At 52.4% G+C, this 18,220-nt stretch carries 14 protein-coding genes and 1 other RNA gene; 12 read left to right on the plus strand and 3 right to left on the minus strand.

The features are described from left to right. The first annotated feature begins 357 nt into the window (after positions 1-357). On the plus strand, positions 358-2,067 hold the full coding sequence (locus G614_RS0105480) for a DEAD/DEAH box helicase (protein ID WP_027641150.1): 1,710 nt from the start codon (positions 358-360) through the stop codon (positions 2,065-2,067). Between the two features lie 91 nt (positions 2,068-2,158). Next, positions 2,159-2,938: an alpha/beta fold hydrolase gene (locus G614_RS0105485; protein WP_027641151.1), complete on the plus strand. Its 780-nt coding sequence runs from the start codon at positions 2,159-2,161 to the stop codon at positions 2,936-2,938. A gap of 41 nt (positions 2,939-2,979) precedes the next feature. Here G614_RS0105485 and G614_RS26835 read toward each other — a convergent pair whose 3' ends face one another. Then, complete coding sequence (locus G614_RS26835) at positions 2,980-4,362, minus strand: DUF362 domain-containing protein (RefSeq protein WP_330366762.1); 1,383 nt, start codon at positions 4,360-4,362, stop codon at positions 2,980-2,982. A gap of 216 nt (positions 4,363-4,578) precedes the next feature. On the opposite strand from G614_RS26835, the gene ybaK reads away from it, so the two are divergent. From ybaK to G614_RS0105515, 5 genes are all read left to right on the plus strand, one after another. Then, positions 4,579-5,046 carry a Cys-tRNA(Pro) deacylase gene (gene ybaK, locus G614_RS0105495; RefSeq protein ID WP_027641152.1) on the plus strand — a complete coding sequence of 156 codons (468 nt, stop codon included), beginning with the start codon at positions 4,579-4,581 and terminating at the stop codon, positions 5,044-5,046. Between the two features lie 101 nt (positions 5,047-5,147). Continuing rightward, on the plus strand, positions 5,148-5,564 hold the full coding sequence (gene cdd / locus G614_RS0105505) for a cytidine deaminase (protein WP_027641153.1): 417 nt from the start codon (positions 5,148-5,150) through the stop codon (positions 5,562-5,564). Between the two features lies 1 nt (position 5,565). Then, complete coding sequence (locus G614_RS0105510; protein ID WP_027641154.1) at positions 5,566-6,909, plus strand: pyrimidine-nucleoside phosphorylase; 1,344 nt, start codon at positions 5,566-5,568, stop codon at positions 6,907-6,909. Between the two features lie 74 nt (positions 6,910-6,983). Next, positions 6,984-7,160: non-coding RNA, 6S RNA (gene ssrS / locus G614_RS29725), on the plus strand. A 59-nt stretch (positions 7,161-7,219) separates the two neighbouring features. Then, positions 7,220-9,493 carry a SpoIID/LytB domain-containing protein gene (locus G614_RS0105515; RefSeq protein WP_027641155.1) on the plus strand — a complete coding sequence of 758 codons (2,274 nt, stop codon included), beginning with the start codon at positions 7,220-7,222 and terminating at the stop codon, positions 9,491-9,493. A 105-nt stretch (positions 9,494-9,598) separates the two neighbouring features. Here G614_RS0105515 and G614_RS0105520 read toward each other — a convergent pair whose 3' ends face one another. Together G614_RS0105520 and G614_RS0105525 are read right to left on the minus strand one after the other, a co-directional pair. After that, positions 9,599-10,327: a 3D domain-containing protein gene (locus tag G614_RS0105520; protein WP_027641156.1), complete on the minus strand. Its 729-nt coding sequence runs from the start codon at positions 10,325-10,327 to the stop codon at positions 9,599-9,601. Positions 10,328-10,598: 271 nt separating this feature from the next. Further along, the gene (locus G614_RS0105525) at positions 10,599-11,177 is read right to left on the minus strand and encodes a 3D domain-containing protein (RefSeq protein ID WP_027641157.1); all 579 of its coding nucleotides are present in this window, start codon (positions 11,175-11,177) and stop codon (positions 10,599-10,601) included. A gap of 375 nt (positions 11,178-11,552) precedes the next feature. On the opposite strand from G614_RS0105525, the gene hrcA reads away from it, so the two are divergent. From hrcA to G614_RS0105550, 5 genes are all read left to right on the plus strand, one after another. Further along, positions 11,553-12,605, plus strand: a complete 1,053-nt coding sequence (hrcA, locus tag G614_RS0105530) for a heat-inducible transcriptional repressor HrcA (RefSeq protein WP_027641158.1) — start codon at positions 11,553-11,555, stop codon at positions 12,603-12,605. A gap of 18 nt (positions 12,606-12,623) precedes the next feature. Next, positions 12,624-13,301 carry a nucleotide exchange factor GrpE gene (grpE, locus tag G614_RS0105535; RefSeq protein WP_027641159.1) on the plus strand — a complete coding sequence of 226 codons (678 nt, stop codon included), beginning with the start codon at positions 12,624-12,626 and terminating at the stop codon, positions 13,299-13,301. Between the two features lie 53 nt (positions 13,302-13,354). Further along, positions 13,355-15,217 carry a molecular chaperone DnaK gene (gene dnaK, locus G614_RS0105540; protein WP_027641160.1) on the plus strand — a complete coding sequence of 621 codons (1,863 nt, stop codon included), beginning with the start codon at positions 13,355-13,357 and terminating at the stop codon, positions 15,215-15,217. Positions 15,218-15,367: 150 nt separating this feature from the next. After that, positions 15,368-16,519, plus strand: coding sequence for a molecular chaperone DnaJ (gene dnaJ, locus G614_RS0105545; RefSeq protein WP_027641161.1), 1,152 nt, complete (start codon positions 15,368-15,370; stop codon positions 16,517-16,519). Positions 16,520-16,677: 158 nt separating this feature from the next. Continuing rightward, on the plus strand, positions 16,678-18,135 hold the full coding sequence (locus tag G614_RS0105550) for a transglutaminase-like domain-containing protein (protein ID WP_027641162.1): 1,458 nt from the start codon (positions 16,678-16,680) through the stop codon (positions 18,133-18,135). Positions 18,136-18,220 lie beyond the last annotated feature (85 nt).

Here is an 18,220-nt window from a genome sequence, read left to right on the forward strand (position 1 = left end):
TAGGATAAAAATCTATAGAGCCTCCATTGACACTAACTTTTATATCTGTTATAGTTAATAATCGTACGAAGCGAGAGGATGAAAGGCCCGAGACGTGCCTGTTTATCCCTCGTTTTTTTGTTCGCGTGGAGGACTTCGTTTCACGAAGAAACTAATAAATTGCGGTGCATGGTATGACTTATGCGTAGCCGGCGGTATCTGGCCGGGGGCTTTGGAAGGCCTGCTTAAGGGTCCGGGGGGAATGTCCTGGAAAAGGCAGACGGATGCGTGGCAGCGGAGTCAGGGGATATGCACAAGGCGGCCTGCCGGAGGCTCTATTATATGGGACGGCAGAGGAAGAAAGGATATGAACTTTATATGGAGACAGTTAAGTTTGACGAGTTACAATTAGACGAACGGATTATCCGAGCCATCACAGAGATGGGATTTGAGGAGGCATCACCCATTCAGGCTCAGGCCATTCCGGTAGCCATGGAAGGCCGGGACATGATTGGCCAGGCACAGACCGGAACAGGCAAGACAGCCGCCTTCGGTCTGCCTCTTCTTCAGAAGGTGGACCCGAAGGTGAAGAAGCTTCAGGCCATCGTGCTGCTTCCTACCAGGGAGCTGGCCATCCAGGTGGCGGAGGAGATGCGCCGTTTTGCAAAGTTCATACACGGTGTGAAGGTGCTGCCTATATACGGCGGCCAGGATATCGTAAAGCAGATCCGTTCCTTAAAGGACGGAACACAGATCATCGTGGGAACCCCGGGCCGTGTCATGGACCATATGAGAAGGAAGACAATAAAGGCTGACCATGTTCTCACTGTAGTGCTGGATGAAGCGGATGAGATGCTGAACATGGGATTCCTGGAGGATATGGAGACTATCTTAAGTCAGCTGCCTCAGGAGCGTCAGACCCTGATGTTCTCAGCCACCATGCCCCAGGCCATTGCGGAGATTGCCAGGAAGTTCCAGAAGGACCCGGTGACGGTCCGCGTGATTAAGAAGGAGCTGACCGTGCCTAAGGTGACCCAGTATTATTATGAGGTTAAGCCGAAGAACAAGGTGGAGGTTATGAGCCGTCTGCTGGATATGTATGCGCCGAAGCTTTCCATTGTGTTCTGCAATACAAAGCGTCAGGTGGATGACCTGGTGCAGGAGCTCCAGGGAAGAGGCTATTTCGCGGAAGGCCTTCATGGGGATTTAAAGCAGGTCCAGCGTGACCGTGTCATGGACAGCTTCCGCAATGGCCGCACCGACATTCTGGTTGCCACGGATGTGGCTGCGAGAGGCATAGATGTAGGGGATGTGGAAGCGGTGTTCAACTATGACATCCCCCAGGATGACGAGTACTACGTGCACCGTATCGGCCGTACCGGCAGAGCGGGAAGGGAAGGAAAGGCATTCAGCCTTGTTATGGGCAAGGAGGTCTATAAGCTCAGGGACATCCAGCGTTACTGCAAGACTAAAATCATTCCCCAGGCCATTCCGTCTTTAAATGATATCACGGATATCAAGGTGGAGAAGATTCTGGACCAGGTGCAGGAAGTGTTAAATGACACAGACCTGACCAAAATGGTGAACATCATTGAGAAGAAGCTTATGGAGGAGGATTATACCTCCATGGATTTGGCCGCGGCCCTTCTCAAGATGAGCATGGGAGACGAGAGCGAAGACATTATCGACAGCTTTGAGACAGCCCGTTCTCTCGATGAACTGGACAGCTTTGGACGGGGAAGCAGCCGCGGCAGAGGCCGTGAGCGCAGCTCCTACGGAAACCGCCGCAAGGGAGCGACGGACCGCGCTGCTGTGGATTACGTGCTGGGCGAAGGGGATGAGAAGATGGCAAGACTGTTCATCAACATCGGCAAGGCCCAGAGAATCACCCCGGGAGACATTCTGGGAGCAGTTGCCGGAGAATCAGGAATTCCGGGGCGCATGGTGGGAAGCATTGACATGTATGACGGATATACCTTCGTGGATGTGCCGGGACGCTATGCCGATGATGTGCTGAAGGCAATGACCCATGCCAAGATTAAGGGAAAGAATATTCACGTGGAAAAAGCCAATACTAACAGAAGATAAGAGCGGGTCTTACAGACCCGTATGCTCACAGCCCGGCAGGACTTCTATCTGCCGGGCTGTGCCTGTATTTACATTTTTCCGGAGGTGTGATATGGTGAAGGTCAACAGGAAGGAGGCTGAGCCAATGAAGGAAGGATATGTGGACAACAGTTTTGCCTCCCTTTATTATAAGGAAATGGGGCAGGGGATGCCTCTCATCATGCTCCACGGCAATGGTGAGAGCCACGAGATATTTGCCAGGCTGTCAGAGCTTATGAGCCGGTATTACAGGGTGATTCTCATGGACAGCAGGGGCCATGGGTCCTCTCTTATGAGGGGAGATGCTGCCAGGGGAGATCTGACCATCCCGGATATGGCGGCGGATGTAGTCCAGGTCATGGAATTCCTCCATGTGCCCAGGGCAGTGATACTGGGATTCAGCGACGGGGCAAACGTGGCCCTGGAGACAGCCAGCTGTTATCCGGGACGTGTGTCCGCCGTGGTGGCAGTCAGCGGAAATGCCCTGCCAAGAGGCATGAGCACTGCCTCGCTGATGGAGGTGAAATTAAAATACGCCCTGTGGCACGGTCTGGAGAAGATACCGCTGCCGCGGGGCGTCAGGGATAAGGCGGTGAAAAGCCGCCAGCTGTTCGGCCTTATGGCCAGATGGCCCAGGCTGGACAAGGAGAAGCTGTCCTGTATCCAGGCGCCTGTCCTGATTCTTACGGGCCGCCGGGATATGATCCGCCCCCGCCACTCCCTGTGGATGGGGGAACAGATTCCCGATTCAAAGGTGGTGTTTGTCAAGGGAGCGGACCATTTTACCCTTCTTAAGAAGGAAAAGGCATATGGGGCCCATATCATGGCCTGGCTCAGGGAGCGGGGGCTTTAAGGGAACGGGATTCTGAGGCGCGGTCGGAAAACAGGCCCGGCCTATTTCCATTGATTGCTCAAAAAGTCTACGATATCCGCTGCCTTAGGCGGACAGCCGCCCATAGTTTTGGCGAAGCAGGAGGTACATTGGCCCACGCCGATGGCGCCCTCCTGTCCCTTGTAGCCCTGGCCGATGCATACAGGAGGCAGGCCCTTCCTCAGATATCCCATATCGTTCAGACGGTCCAGGGCGTATATAAGGGAGCCGTAGCAGGCGCTGCACGCATCTTCCGGTGCCGTGTAGGCAGCCAGGTGCTGTACGCGCCTGGTCATGCGGAATTTGCTGTCGGCCTCCGTTTGATTGCTCAAAAAGTCTACGATATCCGCTGCCTTAGGCGGACAGCCGCCCATAGTTTTGGCGAAGCAGGAGGTACATTGGCCCACGCCGATGGCGCCCTCCTGTCCCTTGTAGCCCTGGCCGATGCATACAGGAGGCAGGCCCTTCCTCAGATATCCCATATCGTTCAGACGGTCCAGGGCGTATATAAGGGAGCCGTAGCAGGCGCTGCACGCATCTTCCGGTGCCGTGTAGGCAGCCAGGTGCTGTACGCGCCTGGTCATGCGGAATTTGCTGTCGGCCTCCGTTGCCTTGTTCAGATAAATCATGTTGGCGCGGGCCGTGTCCGTGCTTCCCACACCCAGGTTCCTGGCCATGGTTATGTATGGCACGTCGTCCACTGAGTAACCCATGCAGTCACATACGAAGGCATCGCAGAGCACCGGGTCTTTAAAGCCCAGCACACGGTTCATGACCACGGGATTGCCTCCCTCCTCAAAATCCAAATCACCGCAGATATTGTCCACCAGGATGAAGTCATTGCGGGCAATGGTATTTAGGTGGGCAATGGGCTTGTGAAGCCCCAGGGTGTGGAAGCGGCGTTTTTCCGAGTTGGGAATCACGCCCTTGTTGTTTTTCAGGGCGCAGGTCACAGTGGTCTGGCAGTGGCCCTTCAGCACAGGCATGTTAATCATGTAATCCACCGCAGCTGCCTTGTCGCACAGCTTAATTTTCATTCCTCCGGCATCGTATTCCTTCCAGGTATCACGCTGCAGGTCCACGAAGGGGACGCCATATCGCCTGCACACCTGATGGTATCCTGCGGCCTGGAAGGCGTCTTCCGTGTGGTCGCCAACCCAGGAACCCTCCATGATTGTGATGTTTTGAAAGCCGTGTTCCTGGAGGTATTCTATGACACCTGCCAGCAGCTCACCGTGGGTGGTGGCTCCGCTGGAGGGCGCCTTGGCAGTCACCAGATTGGGCTTTAATGCCACCTTTTTATTTAAATCACCGATGTCTGCCGCCACGCCGGCCTGTTCCAGGACCCGCTTGGCCATGTTCTTGTAATCGGTTCCGTGTATGATGATGATATCATTCTTTTCCATATATGAGTTTTCCTTTCCTGTCCTTTGCGTATTTATTTCCCATTATAACCGTATAATATTATTTTGTGAATACTCCATGCCGCTTTCTTTTGAAGGCTTTTTGGGGACGCTGTTCTGCCTGTCGGGATTGATTGACGGGCAGTGGAAAAAAGAGTATGATATTCCTGAAGCATGGTCCGGAGGGAAAACGCGGGCCGGTGAAAAGGAGTGTTTGATATGGTTAAGACAAATGTGATGCGTCTGTTGGACGCGGCTAATATAGCGTATGAAACAGGTACCTATGAAGTGGATGAAAACGACCTATCCGGCAGCCACGCCGCTGACCTTATGGGGGTGGACCACGACCGGATGTATAAGACCCTGGTGCTGAAGGGAGAGAAAAAGGGATATCTGGTGTGCTGCATTCCTGTGGATGAGGAGCTGGACCTTAAGAAGGCTGCCAGGGCTGCGGGGGAGAAAAAGGTGGAGATGATTCATGTAAAGGATATGCTGGGAATCACCGGCTACATCCGCGGCGGGTGTTCCCCCATCGGCATGAAGAAGCATTTCCCTACTTATATAGAAGAAATGGCTCAGCTTTACGACACCGTCATGGTCAGCGCGGGACAGAGAGGCGTACAGGTCACCCTGTCCCCGGAGGATTTGAGAAGCTATGTGGAGGGGCGGTTTGTTTCCCTTGTTTAAGCGCTTGTCTTATATTATAATGGAAAGAGAATATCCGGCCAGGGACCGGACCGCCGGAAGCGTCCGGGGGTCCGGCTGGTCCGGGCAGAAGGAGGGGTAATTTGAAGAGAGAAACATTGATACAGACAGCCCTGGACGGTCTTGGGCGCTCCTATGCACCTTATTCCCATTTTCATGTATCGGCAGCCCTGCTTTGCAGGGATGGGAAGGTGTACACAGGCAACAACATTGAGAATGCAGCCTACAGTCCCGGCATCTGCGCGGAGCGGTGCGCCTTTGCAAAGGCAGTGAGCGAGGGCGAGAGGGAATTTGAGGCCATTGTCGTATGCGGAGGCCCCGGCGGAAAGGCCGGGGATTACTGTCCGCCCTGCGGCGTGTGCCGGCAGGTCATGCGGGAGTTCTGTAATCCGGATTCATTTTGCATTATTCTGGCTAAAAGCGTGGAGGAATACAGGGAATATACCCTTGCCCAGCTGCTTCCGGAGAGCTTTGGACCGGACCATTTGGGAGGTGCGTGATATGAGAATGTATGACCTGATCGAAAAGAAGAAGCGGGGCAGCTCCCTTTCCACGGAGGAGATTGCCTATATGGTGCGTGGATTTGTGGCCGGAGATATTCCCGATTATCAGATGTCGGCCATGCTGATGGCCATTTATTTTAGGGGCATGGATGACCGGGAGATAACAGACCTGACCCTGGAGATGGCGCATTCCGGGGACATGGTGGATTTGTCGCCTATTGAGGGAATCAAGGCGGATAAACACAGCACCGGCGGCGTGGGGGATAAGACAACCCTGGTGACAGGCCCCATTGTGGCTGCCTGCGGCGTCAAGGTGGCCAAGATGAGCGGACGGGGCCTGGGGCACACCGGCGGGACCGTGGATAAGCTGGAGAGCATTCCCGGGTTTAAGACTGCCATACCAAGGGAAGAATTCTTCCGCATTGTCAATGAAAACGGCCTGGCCCTTATCGGCCAGTCAGGCAACATGGTTCCGGCGGATAAAAAGCTTTATGCCCTGAGGGATGTGACGGCCACCGTGGACAGCATTCCCCTTATCGCCTCATCCATCATGAGCAAAAAACTGGCGGCCGGAAGCGACTGCATTGTCCTGGATGTAAAGACGGGAAGCGGCGCCTTCATGAAATCCCTGGAGGATTCCATCAGCCTGGCCCGGGAGATGGTTTCCATCGGAACCTTGGCCGGACGGCGCTGCTGTGCCCTCATAACCAATATGGACGTACCCCTGGGCCATGCCATTGGTAATTCCCTGGAGATGGAGGAAGCCATTGAGACCCTGAGGGGCCATGGACCAGAGGATTTGACCTGTGTATCCCTGGAACTGGCTGCAAATATGCTTCACATGGCAGGTAAGGGGGATATGGAGCAGTGCAGGAAGCTTGCCGAGGGCGCCATGGAGGATGGAAGCGCCCTTAAGTGCCTTAAATCCATGGTTGAGAGCCAGGGCGGGGATGGCCGTTACGTGGAGAATCCGGGGCTTTTTGCAAAGGCACCCCTGAGCCGGGAGGTGAAGACTCCTGAGGCAGGCTTCATCACCCATATGGATACAGAGGGAATCGGAGTGGCATCCGTGATGCTGGGAGCGGGCAGGAGTAAGAAGGAGGATACCATTGATTACAGCGCAGGCATCCTTCTGAGGAAAAAGTATGGGGACCGTGTGGAAGCAGGAGAGACCATGGCAGTCCTTTACGCCTCTCATGAGGAATTTTTTGAACCGGCAATGGAAAAATTCCTGGCCTCCTGCACCCTGGGAAAACAGAAGACGGAACCGGAGCCCCTTATATTTGCAAGGATTTCTGACGCAGGTGTGGAAAGAGGGACCATTGAGGAAAAAATTTCATAAATGTTCAGAAAAATCAACTTGAAAAACCCAAGTCTTTGGGGTATAATAACACCAGATAAAAGAAGTGGAACTGTAATTTCCTGGGGTGTTCGATACTCTTACCAATTTTGAACCTACATTAGACAAAAGGGATTCCAATATTTTTAAGCGGATGTCAGGCCTCCATCGAGTGGAAGGCAGATGTTTAAGTGAGGTTGCCCACCTAGCATTGCTAGGCGTCAATAAGTAAGAGACGGCATTCTGGGGTTACACATGATAAAAGCAGCGGTTACCCCGCTGCTTTACTTCGTTTACAGGAGCTGGACCTAATATGAAGAACAGGATGATTGCATGGGTAAGCGGCGTGATACTGGTAGTGGTCACACTGATGGTTATAATCGTGAAGATGGAGCCGCCCAGGGACGGAATCATAAGGGCACAGGCAATGAAGGCCATGGCTCTGGCCCTTACGGACAAGGAAGAGTGTGAAAAGAGGGCAGAGGAACGGGGAACCTCCCATTTTTCTGCGAAGGAAAAGGACAACTGGTTTGTCAAATATATGGATTATCTCTATGATGAGGGCTATCTGGACCCGGAGCTTACACCTGCTTCCCTGGCCGCGGCCCAGGGATATCTTACATACGCAGAGGCTTCGTACATGGCCGGTCAGGTGTCCGGCAAGCTGAAGCTTCAGGCCGGTTCCACCAGAAACAACAGAGACCAGGCATTTCCGGAAGAGGACTGGTGGAAACTGTACGATTCCATCCTGAAGGAGACTGACCCGGAGGGAAAGGTGGAGGAGATGGAGGCCGTGCTCTACGGCACCCCGTCCAATCTTGACCATGCTGAGAGCTGGACTGCCTATACCACAGTTGGCAACTTCGGGTTCCAGGGGCTTGCCCTGGACGCGTTCCTGGACTGTGAGATACGGTTTCTGGCCAGGGGCGGGGAGATGATAACATCCAGTCTCGTGTCCAGGAACGTGGTCTATGAGAATGTCTGGCTGGCTGAAAGTGACGGCAGGCATTTTAAGGCGTATCTGGGTACGGCCTACCGGGAGTTCCCGGTGAGCGCCGAACTTGGCGGGGAAGACGGGATGGCCGGGAATCTGGCCGACCTTCACATGGAGGACGGCAAGCTGGTCAAGATAACCATGAAAAGGGACCGGCTAAGCGGTAAGGTGCTGTCCGTGACAGAGAATGCCATTGAGATAGAAGGCTATGGGGAGATTCCTCTGGCTCCCAATTTCCATGTATATAAGGTATACGGGGATTTTAAGGTGCTGAAGGCGTCGGACATACTGGTGGGCTATAACCTTCAGGAATTTGTGGCGGCGGATGGAAAACTGTGCGCAGCCCTTTTGGAGCGGGAATTTGATGCCAAGACCATCCGCGTCCTTTTGATGGACACAGGCTTTAAGAGTGTGTTCCATGCATCCGCGGACCTGGTGCTGGGAAGCGGTGCTGATTTGGAATATGAGAATGCCAAGGGAAAGATGGTGGGAGAGCGCCTGGAGGCAGGCACGCAGCTTACGGTTGGTCCCGACAGCCCTTATCTGGAGTATGGACGCATGATCATCACGCCGGATGAGCCGGAGGCAATCACCATCTGCTCCATTGAGCGGAGCCAGGGCATGCCGGTTTACAGCGGGAGCCTGGAAATCAAGGGAACGCCGGAGGGACTGGTTCTGGTCAATGATTTGTATCTGGAGGATTACCTGACAAAGGTAGTGCCCAGCGAGATGCCTCCGTCCTATGAAAAGGAGGCCCTGAAGGCCCAGGCCGTGTGTGCCAGGACCTATGCCTACCGGCAGATCCAGGGAAATACCTACAGCCAGTATGGCGCCCATGTGGATGACAGCACGAATTTCCAGGTCTATAATAATACCCCGGCCAATGATAAGTCCACCCAGGCCGTAAAGGAGACTTACGGAAAGATGCTGTTCTATGAGGATAAACCTATTGAGGCGTTTTATTTCTCCACCTCCTGCGGCCGTACGACGGATGCGGGCGTATGGGGAACCGACAGCGGAAAATATCCCTATCTGAGGGCAGTAGAGGTAAAGGAGGGAGGAAAGAGCCTGGGAGAGGAAGACAACGATGGCTTTGAAGCCTATATCAAGAGGGAGGATGTGATTGCCTATGACACCTCCTATCCCATGTTCCGCTGGCAGACAGACCTTCCGGCCGACGTGGCTTCCGCTCAGATTAACGGGGCGGGCCAGATACAGGATATGACCATAACAGACAGAGGACCGGGGGGCATAGCGGGCGAGCTCTCAGTCACAGGCACTGACGGTACCGTTACAATCAAAGGACAGTCCGCCATCCGCTCTGCACTGGGAAATCCGTCCCTGATTATCACCAAGAAGGACGGGGGCACCATGACCGGAAGCGCCACTCTTCCCAGCGCCTTTATCGCCATTGAGAAGAGGACGGGGGAGGACGGAAGCGTTTCCTTCCATATATATGGAGGCGGCTTTGGTCATGGCGTGGGCATGAGCCAGAACGGGGCCCAGGGCATGGCAAAGACGGGAAAGGACTACAAGCAGATATTAGACTTTTTCTACCATGGGACGGAGCTTCGGGAGTGCAATGAGAGCTAGAGCCTGTTTGAAAATAAAAAGAACAACCTGGAAAAAGCCTTTAAAGGCCCTTGCCGGGTTGTTCTTTTGCTTTCCGTAAATCTTGCTTTCCGTAAAAAGCGTGCCTTATGACTGGACCAGGTAGACCTCTGCGTTCTGAGTGCCGTGCTGGCGTGTCTCGGCATGGGTGTTGAAGAAGATGTCGATGTGATTGCCTCTGACGGCTCCGCCGCGGTCCTCCGCCGTGTAGACCACGCCGTTAATCATCACCTTGGAACCATAGGGAATTACCCGCGGGTCCACGGCAATGGTGTGGCCGGCAGTGGCCACCGCGCCGGTGTAGGTGTGGCGTCCCCAGCCCTCGGAACAGGCCCTGCATGGACAATAGCCCGTTGTCTTGAATACGCCCAGGGGAACCAGGTTCTGGGCCTCGGCAGCAGGGGCTTCCTGCCTGGCATCGGGATTGCCGTTGGTGTAGGTCCTGGGGTTGGAGAAATCACTGTCTCCCACATAGCCTTCTACCAGATAGATGCCATCGGGCAGGGTGCTCCAGTCCATGTTGAGGGTAAAGGCGTGACAGCCATTGCCCTTGCCGCTGCCATAAAGCTCGTCGCTGTATTCCCCGGCTGTCATTCTCTGAGAGAAAACTTCCTCACCTGTATTCTTATCTTTAATGGATATCCGTACATTAAGCGCATCATCAGGTGTACTGCTGTTGTAAGCCCAACCGCTGATGGTGGTGCTGTTCACTGTTTCGAACCTTCCCTTTGGCGCTGCTGCAAGGGCTGTGATGGCAGTGGCCGCAAGCAGGCTGACGGTAAGGATGGCTCCGGTCAGTATGTGTCTTAATTTCATGGTGTAATACCTCCTATTGCTCAAGTAATAATTAGAAAAAGATTCTTAACACATTAATAAATAATATGTAATACTTTTGTAATATATGAGCAATAAACAAGTTTTTACCATATTTTCTTTGCCTTGTCAAGGGAAAATATGGAAATAGCACCATTTCCATCTAAATATGATAGAATTTTGGTAAAAATTTCTGCCCCAAGAACCACATTCCGGAGAAGGGCAAAAAATTACCAGGCTTATATGCCTGGTAGTTTTTTCCTCACATCATGAATCAATCCTGCACTAAAAATACCTCTGCAGTGTATGTACCTTTGGTCAGGGCTTCCTGGTGGGAGCCGTAAAAAATATCGAGAATATTACCGTTTACAGAAGAGCCTTTGTCCTCCACTGTGTAGACGATTCCGTCGATTTTCAGCTTAGTGCCAAGCGGAAAATAATTTAAATCAGCGGAAATGGTGTGGTTTGGGGTGGGAACCGTGCCGGAATAGGTAAGGTTATGACCCCCGGAGCACTGTTCGCAGCCGCAGTATCCTGTAATGGTAAACCGTCCAAGGGATGTCTCCATGGGGGCCGGAGCTACCTCCTTCTCCTCCTTTTGGACACCTGGTCCCTGGGCTGTATATTCTTCTTCATCAATAACAGAGGCTTTGTGGCCTTTGGATTCCCGGGAACCGGAGGTTTCCTGAGTCTCCCGGACATTCTGGGCTGAGTCCTCAGACGTATCTGATGTACCGGCCTCCACTACAGTCACATCCGTTCCCACGGGCTCGTCGGCAAATGCCGGAAAGGCCACCGTGAGGCTGAATGCAGCCATGGCTGCGGCCAGAAGGGTTTTCTTAAAGTAATGCATATAACGACCTCGCAATCTTATGACATTGTTATGGTTTTATATGTCCTATAAAGTTGTATCTTCATTATATTACAAAAATGTTACTTGTCAAGTTAAAATAATTAAGCAAGTGTTACAAGAGTATAAAAAGTGGAGAGTAAAAGCCGTAAAATTGAAATATTTATGTAAAAAGTGGAGGGAGAAATCCATTATCTAGTTGATATGAAAGGGAATTGGCACATGATGTGCCGGCGGGAGAAGGGAAGACACAAATAATATGAAAAGAATTTGGATTTATCTCTTGACAAATGACTCCAGAAGGAATATATTATGGAATGTAGATGTTAGCACTCCTAAACGTCGAGTGCTAATAATTGAAGAAAGGAAGGTGGGCAGATGCCATTGGATGCGCTCCTGGATGACAGGAAGGTCACTATATTAAAGGCCATCATCAAGACATATCTGGAAACCGGAGAGCCGGTGGGCTCCAGGACTATTTCCAAGTATTCAAACCTTAAGCTCAGCTCTGCCACCATCCGCAATGAGATGTCAGACCTGGAAGAGATGGGGTATATCATACAGCCCCATACCTCGGCGGGGCGGATTCCTTCCGATAAAGGGTACCGGTTCTATGTGGACCAGATTATGCTGGATAAGGAGAGCGAGGTAACTGAGTTTAAGGAGATGATGGTCCAGAAGGTCGATAAGCTGGAACTGGTCCTTAAGAAGATGGCCCAGGCGCTGGCTGCCAATACCAACTATGCGGCCATGATCAGCGGCCCCAGTTATCACAAGACAAAGCTTAAGTTCATCCAGCTTTCAAAGATGGAGAAGCATAAGCTTTTGGTGGTTGTGGTGGTGGAAGGCAATATCATTAAGAACACCATGATTGATATTACGGATAATCTCAGTGACGAGGAGCTCCTTAACCTGAACATCCAGCTTAACAGCAGCCTGAACGGGCTGACCATAGAGGAAATCAACCTGGATGTCATCAGCAAGCTGAAGGGCGATGCAGGCATTCACAGCCAGGTGGTGGACCTGGTCCTGAACGAGGTGGCGGAGGCCATCAAGGCAGGGGAAGAGGACCTGCAGATTTATACCAGCGGAGCCACCAACATTTTCAAGTACCCTGAGCTATCGGACGGCGACAAAGCCAGCCGGCTCATTGATACACTGGAACATAAAGAAGTGCTGCAGGAATTTGTGGCGGAAGTCAATTCCGGCACAGAGGAAGAAGCGGGCATTCAGGTTTATATCGGTGACGAGAGCCCGGTGCAGTCCATGAAGGACTGCAGTGTGGTCACTGCCAATTATGATTTGGGAGGAGGCCTGCGGGGAACCATCGGTATCATAGGGCCAAAGCGAATGGATTATGAAAACGTCCTTGGGACCCTGCGCAATCTGATGAATCAGCTGGATACAGCATTTAAAAAGGATGAAAGGTGATAAGCTGTGAGTGAAGATATGAAAGACGAAGAGTTAAAAAAGGAAGACGAGGCCCTGAAGACAGAGCAGGAAGCGGGAAAAGACCAGGCTTCTGAGGCTGGGACCGGGGAGGCAAAGGAGACAGAAGCTTCTCCTGATACCGCACAGACACAAGAAGGTGCCCTGGAGGGAACAGAGGAAGATGCAACAGAGGAAGATGCAGAGCAGGAGCCTGCCGGTGAAAAGGAAGAAAAAAAGGGATTCTTTAAGAAGAAAAAGGATCCCAGGGATGAAAAGATAGAGGAGCTCACCGACCGGGTGAAGCGGCAGATGGCGGAATTTGAGAATTTCCGCAAGCGGACAGACAAGGAAAAGTCCGCCATGTATGAGATGGGGGCCAAGGACATTATAGAGAGAATCCTTCCCGTCATCGACAATTTTGAGAGAGGCCTGGCGGCCGTGCCTGAGGACGCAAAGGGAACACCCCTTGCAGAGGGCATGGAGAAGATATATAAGCAGTTCCGGAAAACACTGGAGGAAGCCGGCGTGAAAGCCATTGAAGCAGTAGGTCAGGAGTTTGACCCCAACTACCACAACGCGGTGATGCATGTGGATGATGAAAGCCTGGGAGAGAACATAGTGGCTGAGGAATTGCAGAAGGGTTACATGTACAGGGACAGCGTGGTCAGACACAGTATGGTAAAGGTGGCAAATTGACATACCCAATAACATAAATATACCCCACTAAAAATAATCAGGAGGAAAAGACTATGAGCAAGATTATCGGTATTGACTTAGGTACGACAAACAGCTGTGTGGCTGTTATGGAAGGCGGAAAACCAACTGTTATTGCCAACGCGGAAGGCGTAAGGACAACACCATCCGTTGTAGCATTCACAAAGACAGGAGAGAGGCTGATTGGCGAGCCTGCAAAGCGTCAGGCAGTTACCAACGCAGATAAGACCATTTCTTCCATCAAGCGTCACATGGGCACGGACTACAGGGTAGACATTGACGGAAAGAAGTACACTCCACAGGAGATTTCAGCCATGATTTTGCAGAAGCTGAAAGCAGACGCAGAGAGCTATCTGGGAGAGACTGTGACAGAGGCAGTCATCACGGTTCCGGCATACTTTAACGACGCGCAGCGCCAGGCTACCAAGGATGCAGGCAAGATTGCAGGCCTGGATGTAAAGCGTATCATCAACGAGCCTACGGCAGCAGCCCTGGCTTACGGACTTGACAATGAAAAAGAGCAGAAGATCATGGTATACGACTTAGGCGGCGGTACCTTTGATGTTTCCATTATTGAAATCGGCGACGGCGTAATCGAGGTTCTGTCCACCAACGGTGACACCCGTCTGGGCGGCGATGATTTTGACAATGCGATTACAAACTGGATGATTTCTGAGTTCAAGAAGGCCGAGGGCGTGGACCTGTCCAATGACAAGATGGCTCTCCAGAGACTGAAGGAAGCAGCTGAGAAGGCTAAGAAGGAGCTGTCCACAGCTACCACCACCAATATCAACCTGCCCTTCATCACCGCAACTGCCGAGGGACCAAAGCATCTGGATATGAACCTGACCAGGGCTAAGTTTGACGAACTGACCCACGACCTGGTAGAGCGCACCGCCATCCCGGTACAGAACGCGCTTAAGGATGCGGGCATCACTGCTTCTGAGCTGGGCAAGGTGCTGTTAGTAGGCGGTTCCACACGTATGATAGCTGCACAGGAAAAGGTAAAACAGCTGACAGGCAAGGAGCCAAGCAAGTCCCTGAACCCGGATGAGTGCGTTGCCATCGGCGCTGCCATCCAGGGCGGCAAGCTGGCCGGCGATGCAGGCGCAGGAGACATACTTCTTCTGGATGTAACACCTCTTTCCCTGTCCATCGAGACCATGGGCGGCGTGGCTACCAGACTGATTGAGAGGAATACCACCATTCCTACCAAGAAGAGCCAGATTTTCTCAACCGCAGCCGACAACCAGACAGCAGTGGATATCCATGTGGTACAGGGCGAGCGCCAGTTTGCAAGGGATAATAAGACACTGGGACAGTTTCGTCTGGATGGAATTCCGCCGGCAAGAAGAGGCATTCCTCAGATTGAGGTTACCTTTGACATTGATGCCAACGGTATCGTAAATGTATCCGCAAAGGATTTGGGAACAGGCAAGGAGCAGCACATCACCATTACTTCCGGATCCAACATGTCAGACGATGATATTGATAAGGCAGTGAAGGAAGCAGCTGAATACGAGGCACAGGACAAGAAGCGCAAGGAAGCCATCGATGCAAGGAACGATGCGGACTCCATGGTATTCCAGACTGAGAAGGCCCTGGAAGAGGTTGGGGATAAGATTGCTCCGAACGATAAGGCAGAAGTGGAGGCTGACCTTAATACACTGAAGGAAGCCATCAACCGCGCTCCGGTTGAGGAGATGACAGATGCGCAGGTAGAGGACATCAGGGCTGGCAGAGAGAAGCTGATGAACAGCGCTCAGAAGCTGTTTGCAAAGGTTTATGAGCAGGCTCAGGCCTCCGGTGCGGCAGGCCAGGCAGGTCCTGACATGGGCGGCGCTGGAAATGCAGCAGGCGGTGATGACGTTGTGGACGCTGATTTCAAGGAAGTATAAATCCAAGGAAGTAAATCCGGATAAAACAAACAGGGGGCTTAGGAGCCGGGAAACCGGCCACTACCCCCTTTGTGGCTGATAAAGAGTGCTTTTGAAACTGCCTGTCAGGGCCAGTTTTGCGGCGTTCAGATAGATTAAGAGGTAAACAACATGGCAGAGAGTAAGAGAGATTACTATGAAGTTCTGGGCGTTCCCAAAGATGCAGATGAGGATGCATTGAAAAAAGCATACAGGAAACTTGCCAAGAAATACCACCCCGATGCCAATCCAGGCGATAAAGAGGCAGAGGCCAAGTTCAAAGAAGCTTCCGAGGCATACAGCGTGTTAAGCGACCCTCAGAAACGTCAGCAGTACGACCAGTTCGGCCATGCTGCGTTTGAACAGGGCGGCGCCGGGACAGGCGGCTTTGGCGGCGGCTTCGGCGGCTTTGACTTTGGCGGGGATATGGGTGATATCTTCGGAGATATCTTCGGTGATATTTTTGGCGGCGGCAGGTCCGGGAGGGCCAGGAGCGGACCCTCACGGGGCGCCAACATAAAGACTTCTGTCAGGATTACATTTGAGGAAGCCGTATTTGGCTGTGATAAAGAGATCGAGATTAACTTTAAGGAAAACTGCGCCAGCTGTCACGGCACGGGCGCTAAGGCAGGCACCTCCCCTCAAACCTGTTCCAAGTGTAACGGAAAGGGCAAAATCATGTACACACAGCAGTCCTTTTTCGGGACTGTGCAGAATGTGCAGACATGTCCTGACTGTAACGGTACCGGGCAGGTAATCAAGGAAAAGTGTCCTGACTGCTACGGCACGGGCTATAAGACCGTACGCAAGAAATTCAAGGTATCCATACCGGCAGGCATTGACAACGGTCAGTGCGTGCGTCTGGCAGGGGGCGGCGAACCCGGCACAGGCGGCGGCGAGCGCGGTGATTTGCTGGTGGAGGCAGTTGTTTCCCAGCATCCGATATTCAAGCGTCAGGATACCAGTATTTATTCCACGGTGCCCATTTCCTTTGCGCGGGCAGCCCTGGGAGGCCCCATTCGCATAAAGACCGTGGACGGCGAAGTGGAGTACGATGTAAGGCCAGGCACCCAGACAGATACCAAGGTGCGCTTAAAGGGCAAGGGTGTTCCCTCGCTGCGCAGCCGCAGTGTCAGGGGCGACCACTATGTTACCTTGGTGGTTCAGGTCCCGGAGCGCATGAACCAGGTTCAGAAGGAAGCCTTAAGACGGTTTGACGACGCCATGAACGGCGTCACATCCCCAGAGGAAGAGAAGCCTAAGAAAAAGGGTATTTTCAAATAGACAGGAAACAGCATGAGCCCGGACAGGCAGCACACAAAGCCTGTCCGGGCTTTTTACGTCCATTCCCGGTATTGTGTAATGGGCAAAAAAAGGTTATGATAGGGAAAAGTCACAGCAAGGAAAAAGTCACAGCAAGGGAAAAGGAGAGGGAGATTCAGATGGATTACAGTTGTTTTGAGACCCTGGCGGTTCCGCTTCCGGAAGATATAGAAAAGTTAAAGTGGAGAGGGGATTTTGACAGGGCTGTCCGCACGATTGACAGCAGGCTGAAAAGGGACATTCCCCAGGCTTTGAGAAAGCGTCTTATGATTGAAAAGGAGATTCTTAAGCGGATGCCGGGACAGTACCCCTATACATGGTCTGAGGCCCTTGATATGCTGCGGGACAATGTAAGGGATTTTAAGGACAGTGAACTCGAAAAACTGTGGGAGGAGGATGCCGCGGACTGGATTTACGTGGATGGAGAGGTACGCTTCCGAAGCTGCTTCCTGAAAAATGTCTTAAAGACCAGGAAAGAGTATGAGAACCGGGCACTGGATCGGGAACTGGTCCGGTCTAAGGCGGAAAACTTTGCACTGCTTAACAGAACCATTGCTTCCATGAAAGAACAGGGAGGCGCTGGATGCAGGTTTTGCATCCGCGGGACACTTGGGATCCTGGAGGAAGCGGAGCGGGAAGGTGAAGATATCAAGGTCTATCTTCCGCTGCCAATTGAATACGCCCAGGTAAAGAATGTGAAAATCCACAGCGTAAGAATCGGGGAAAGGGAAGCCGAAAAACAGGAGTATACCATTTCTCGGGCAGATGCCTTCCAGCGCACCATCTGCTTCCATACAAAACACAGGAAAGGGCAGAAATATTCGGTGGAATTTTCCTTTGAGAACCAGGAAGCATACCTGGATTTCTCCCATGGCAGCCTGGAACACGGCAGCCTGAGACACGGCAGCCCGGAACACGCCGGAGAGAAGCATGGAGCAAATGGTTTTGCAGAGCCCTCGGATGCCTGGCTGGCGCAGCAGCAGCCCCATATCCGCTTTACTCCCCTGATCCGGGAACTGGCGGCTGAAATCGTGGGGGAGGAACAGGACCCTTTAAAGAAGGCCAGAAGGATATACGACTATATCACCACCCATGTGATGTATTCCTTTGTGCGGAGCTATTTTACCCTGACCGACATTCCGCAGTATGCGGCCTCATCCATGAAGGGAGACTGCGGCGTACAGGCGCTTTTATTTATCACCCTGTGCCGTGTGGCAGGCATTCCCGCCAGATGGCAGGCAGGACTCTATACATCACCCTTTGAAATCAGCTGCCATGACTGGGCGCAGTTTTATTCAAAATCCCATGGCTGGCGTTACGCGGACTGTTCCTTCGGAGGGGCGGCCTACCGGGAGGGGGAGACAGAGAGATGGGATTTCTACTTCGGAAACCTGGATCCCTTCCGTCTTCCGGCAGCCAGGGAGTTCGGATATGAGTTTGAACCGCCCATGACCCATTTGAGAAACGACCCCTATGATAACCAGATGGGGGAGGCGGAATATGGGGACAGAAGTCTTCTGGAAGAGGAATACAGCACGGAATATGAGATGATTTCCCTGGAGGATATAACATATTAAAGAAGAGCCTGTTAAAATATTAAGAAATCCGTAAAGAATTGTAAGGACTAGTAGGCTATAATGTTATCATATCTGAAGAAAGGCA

This window comes from [Clostridium] clostridioforme AGR2157, from assembly GCF_000424325.1.
GTDB lineage: Bacteria > Bacillota > Clostridia > Lachnospirales > Lachnospiraceae > Enterocloster > Enterocloster clostridioformis_A.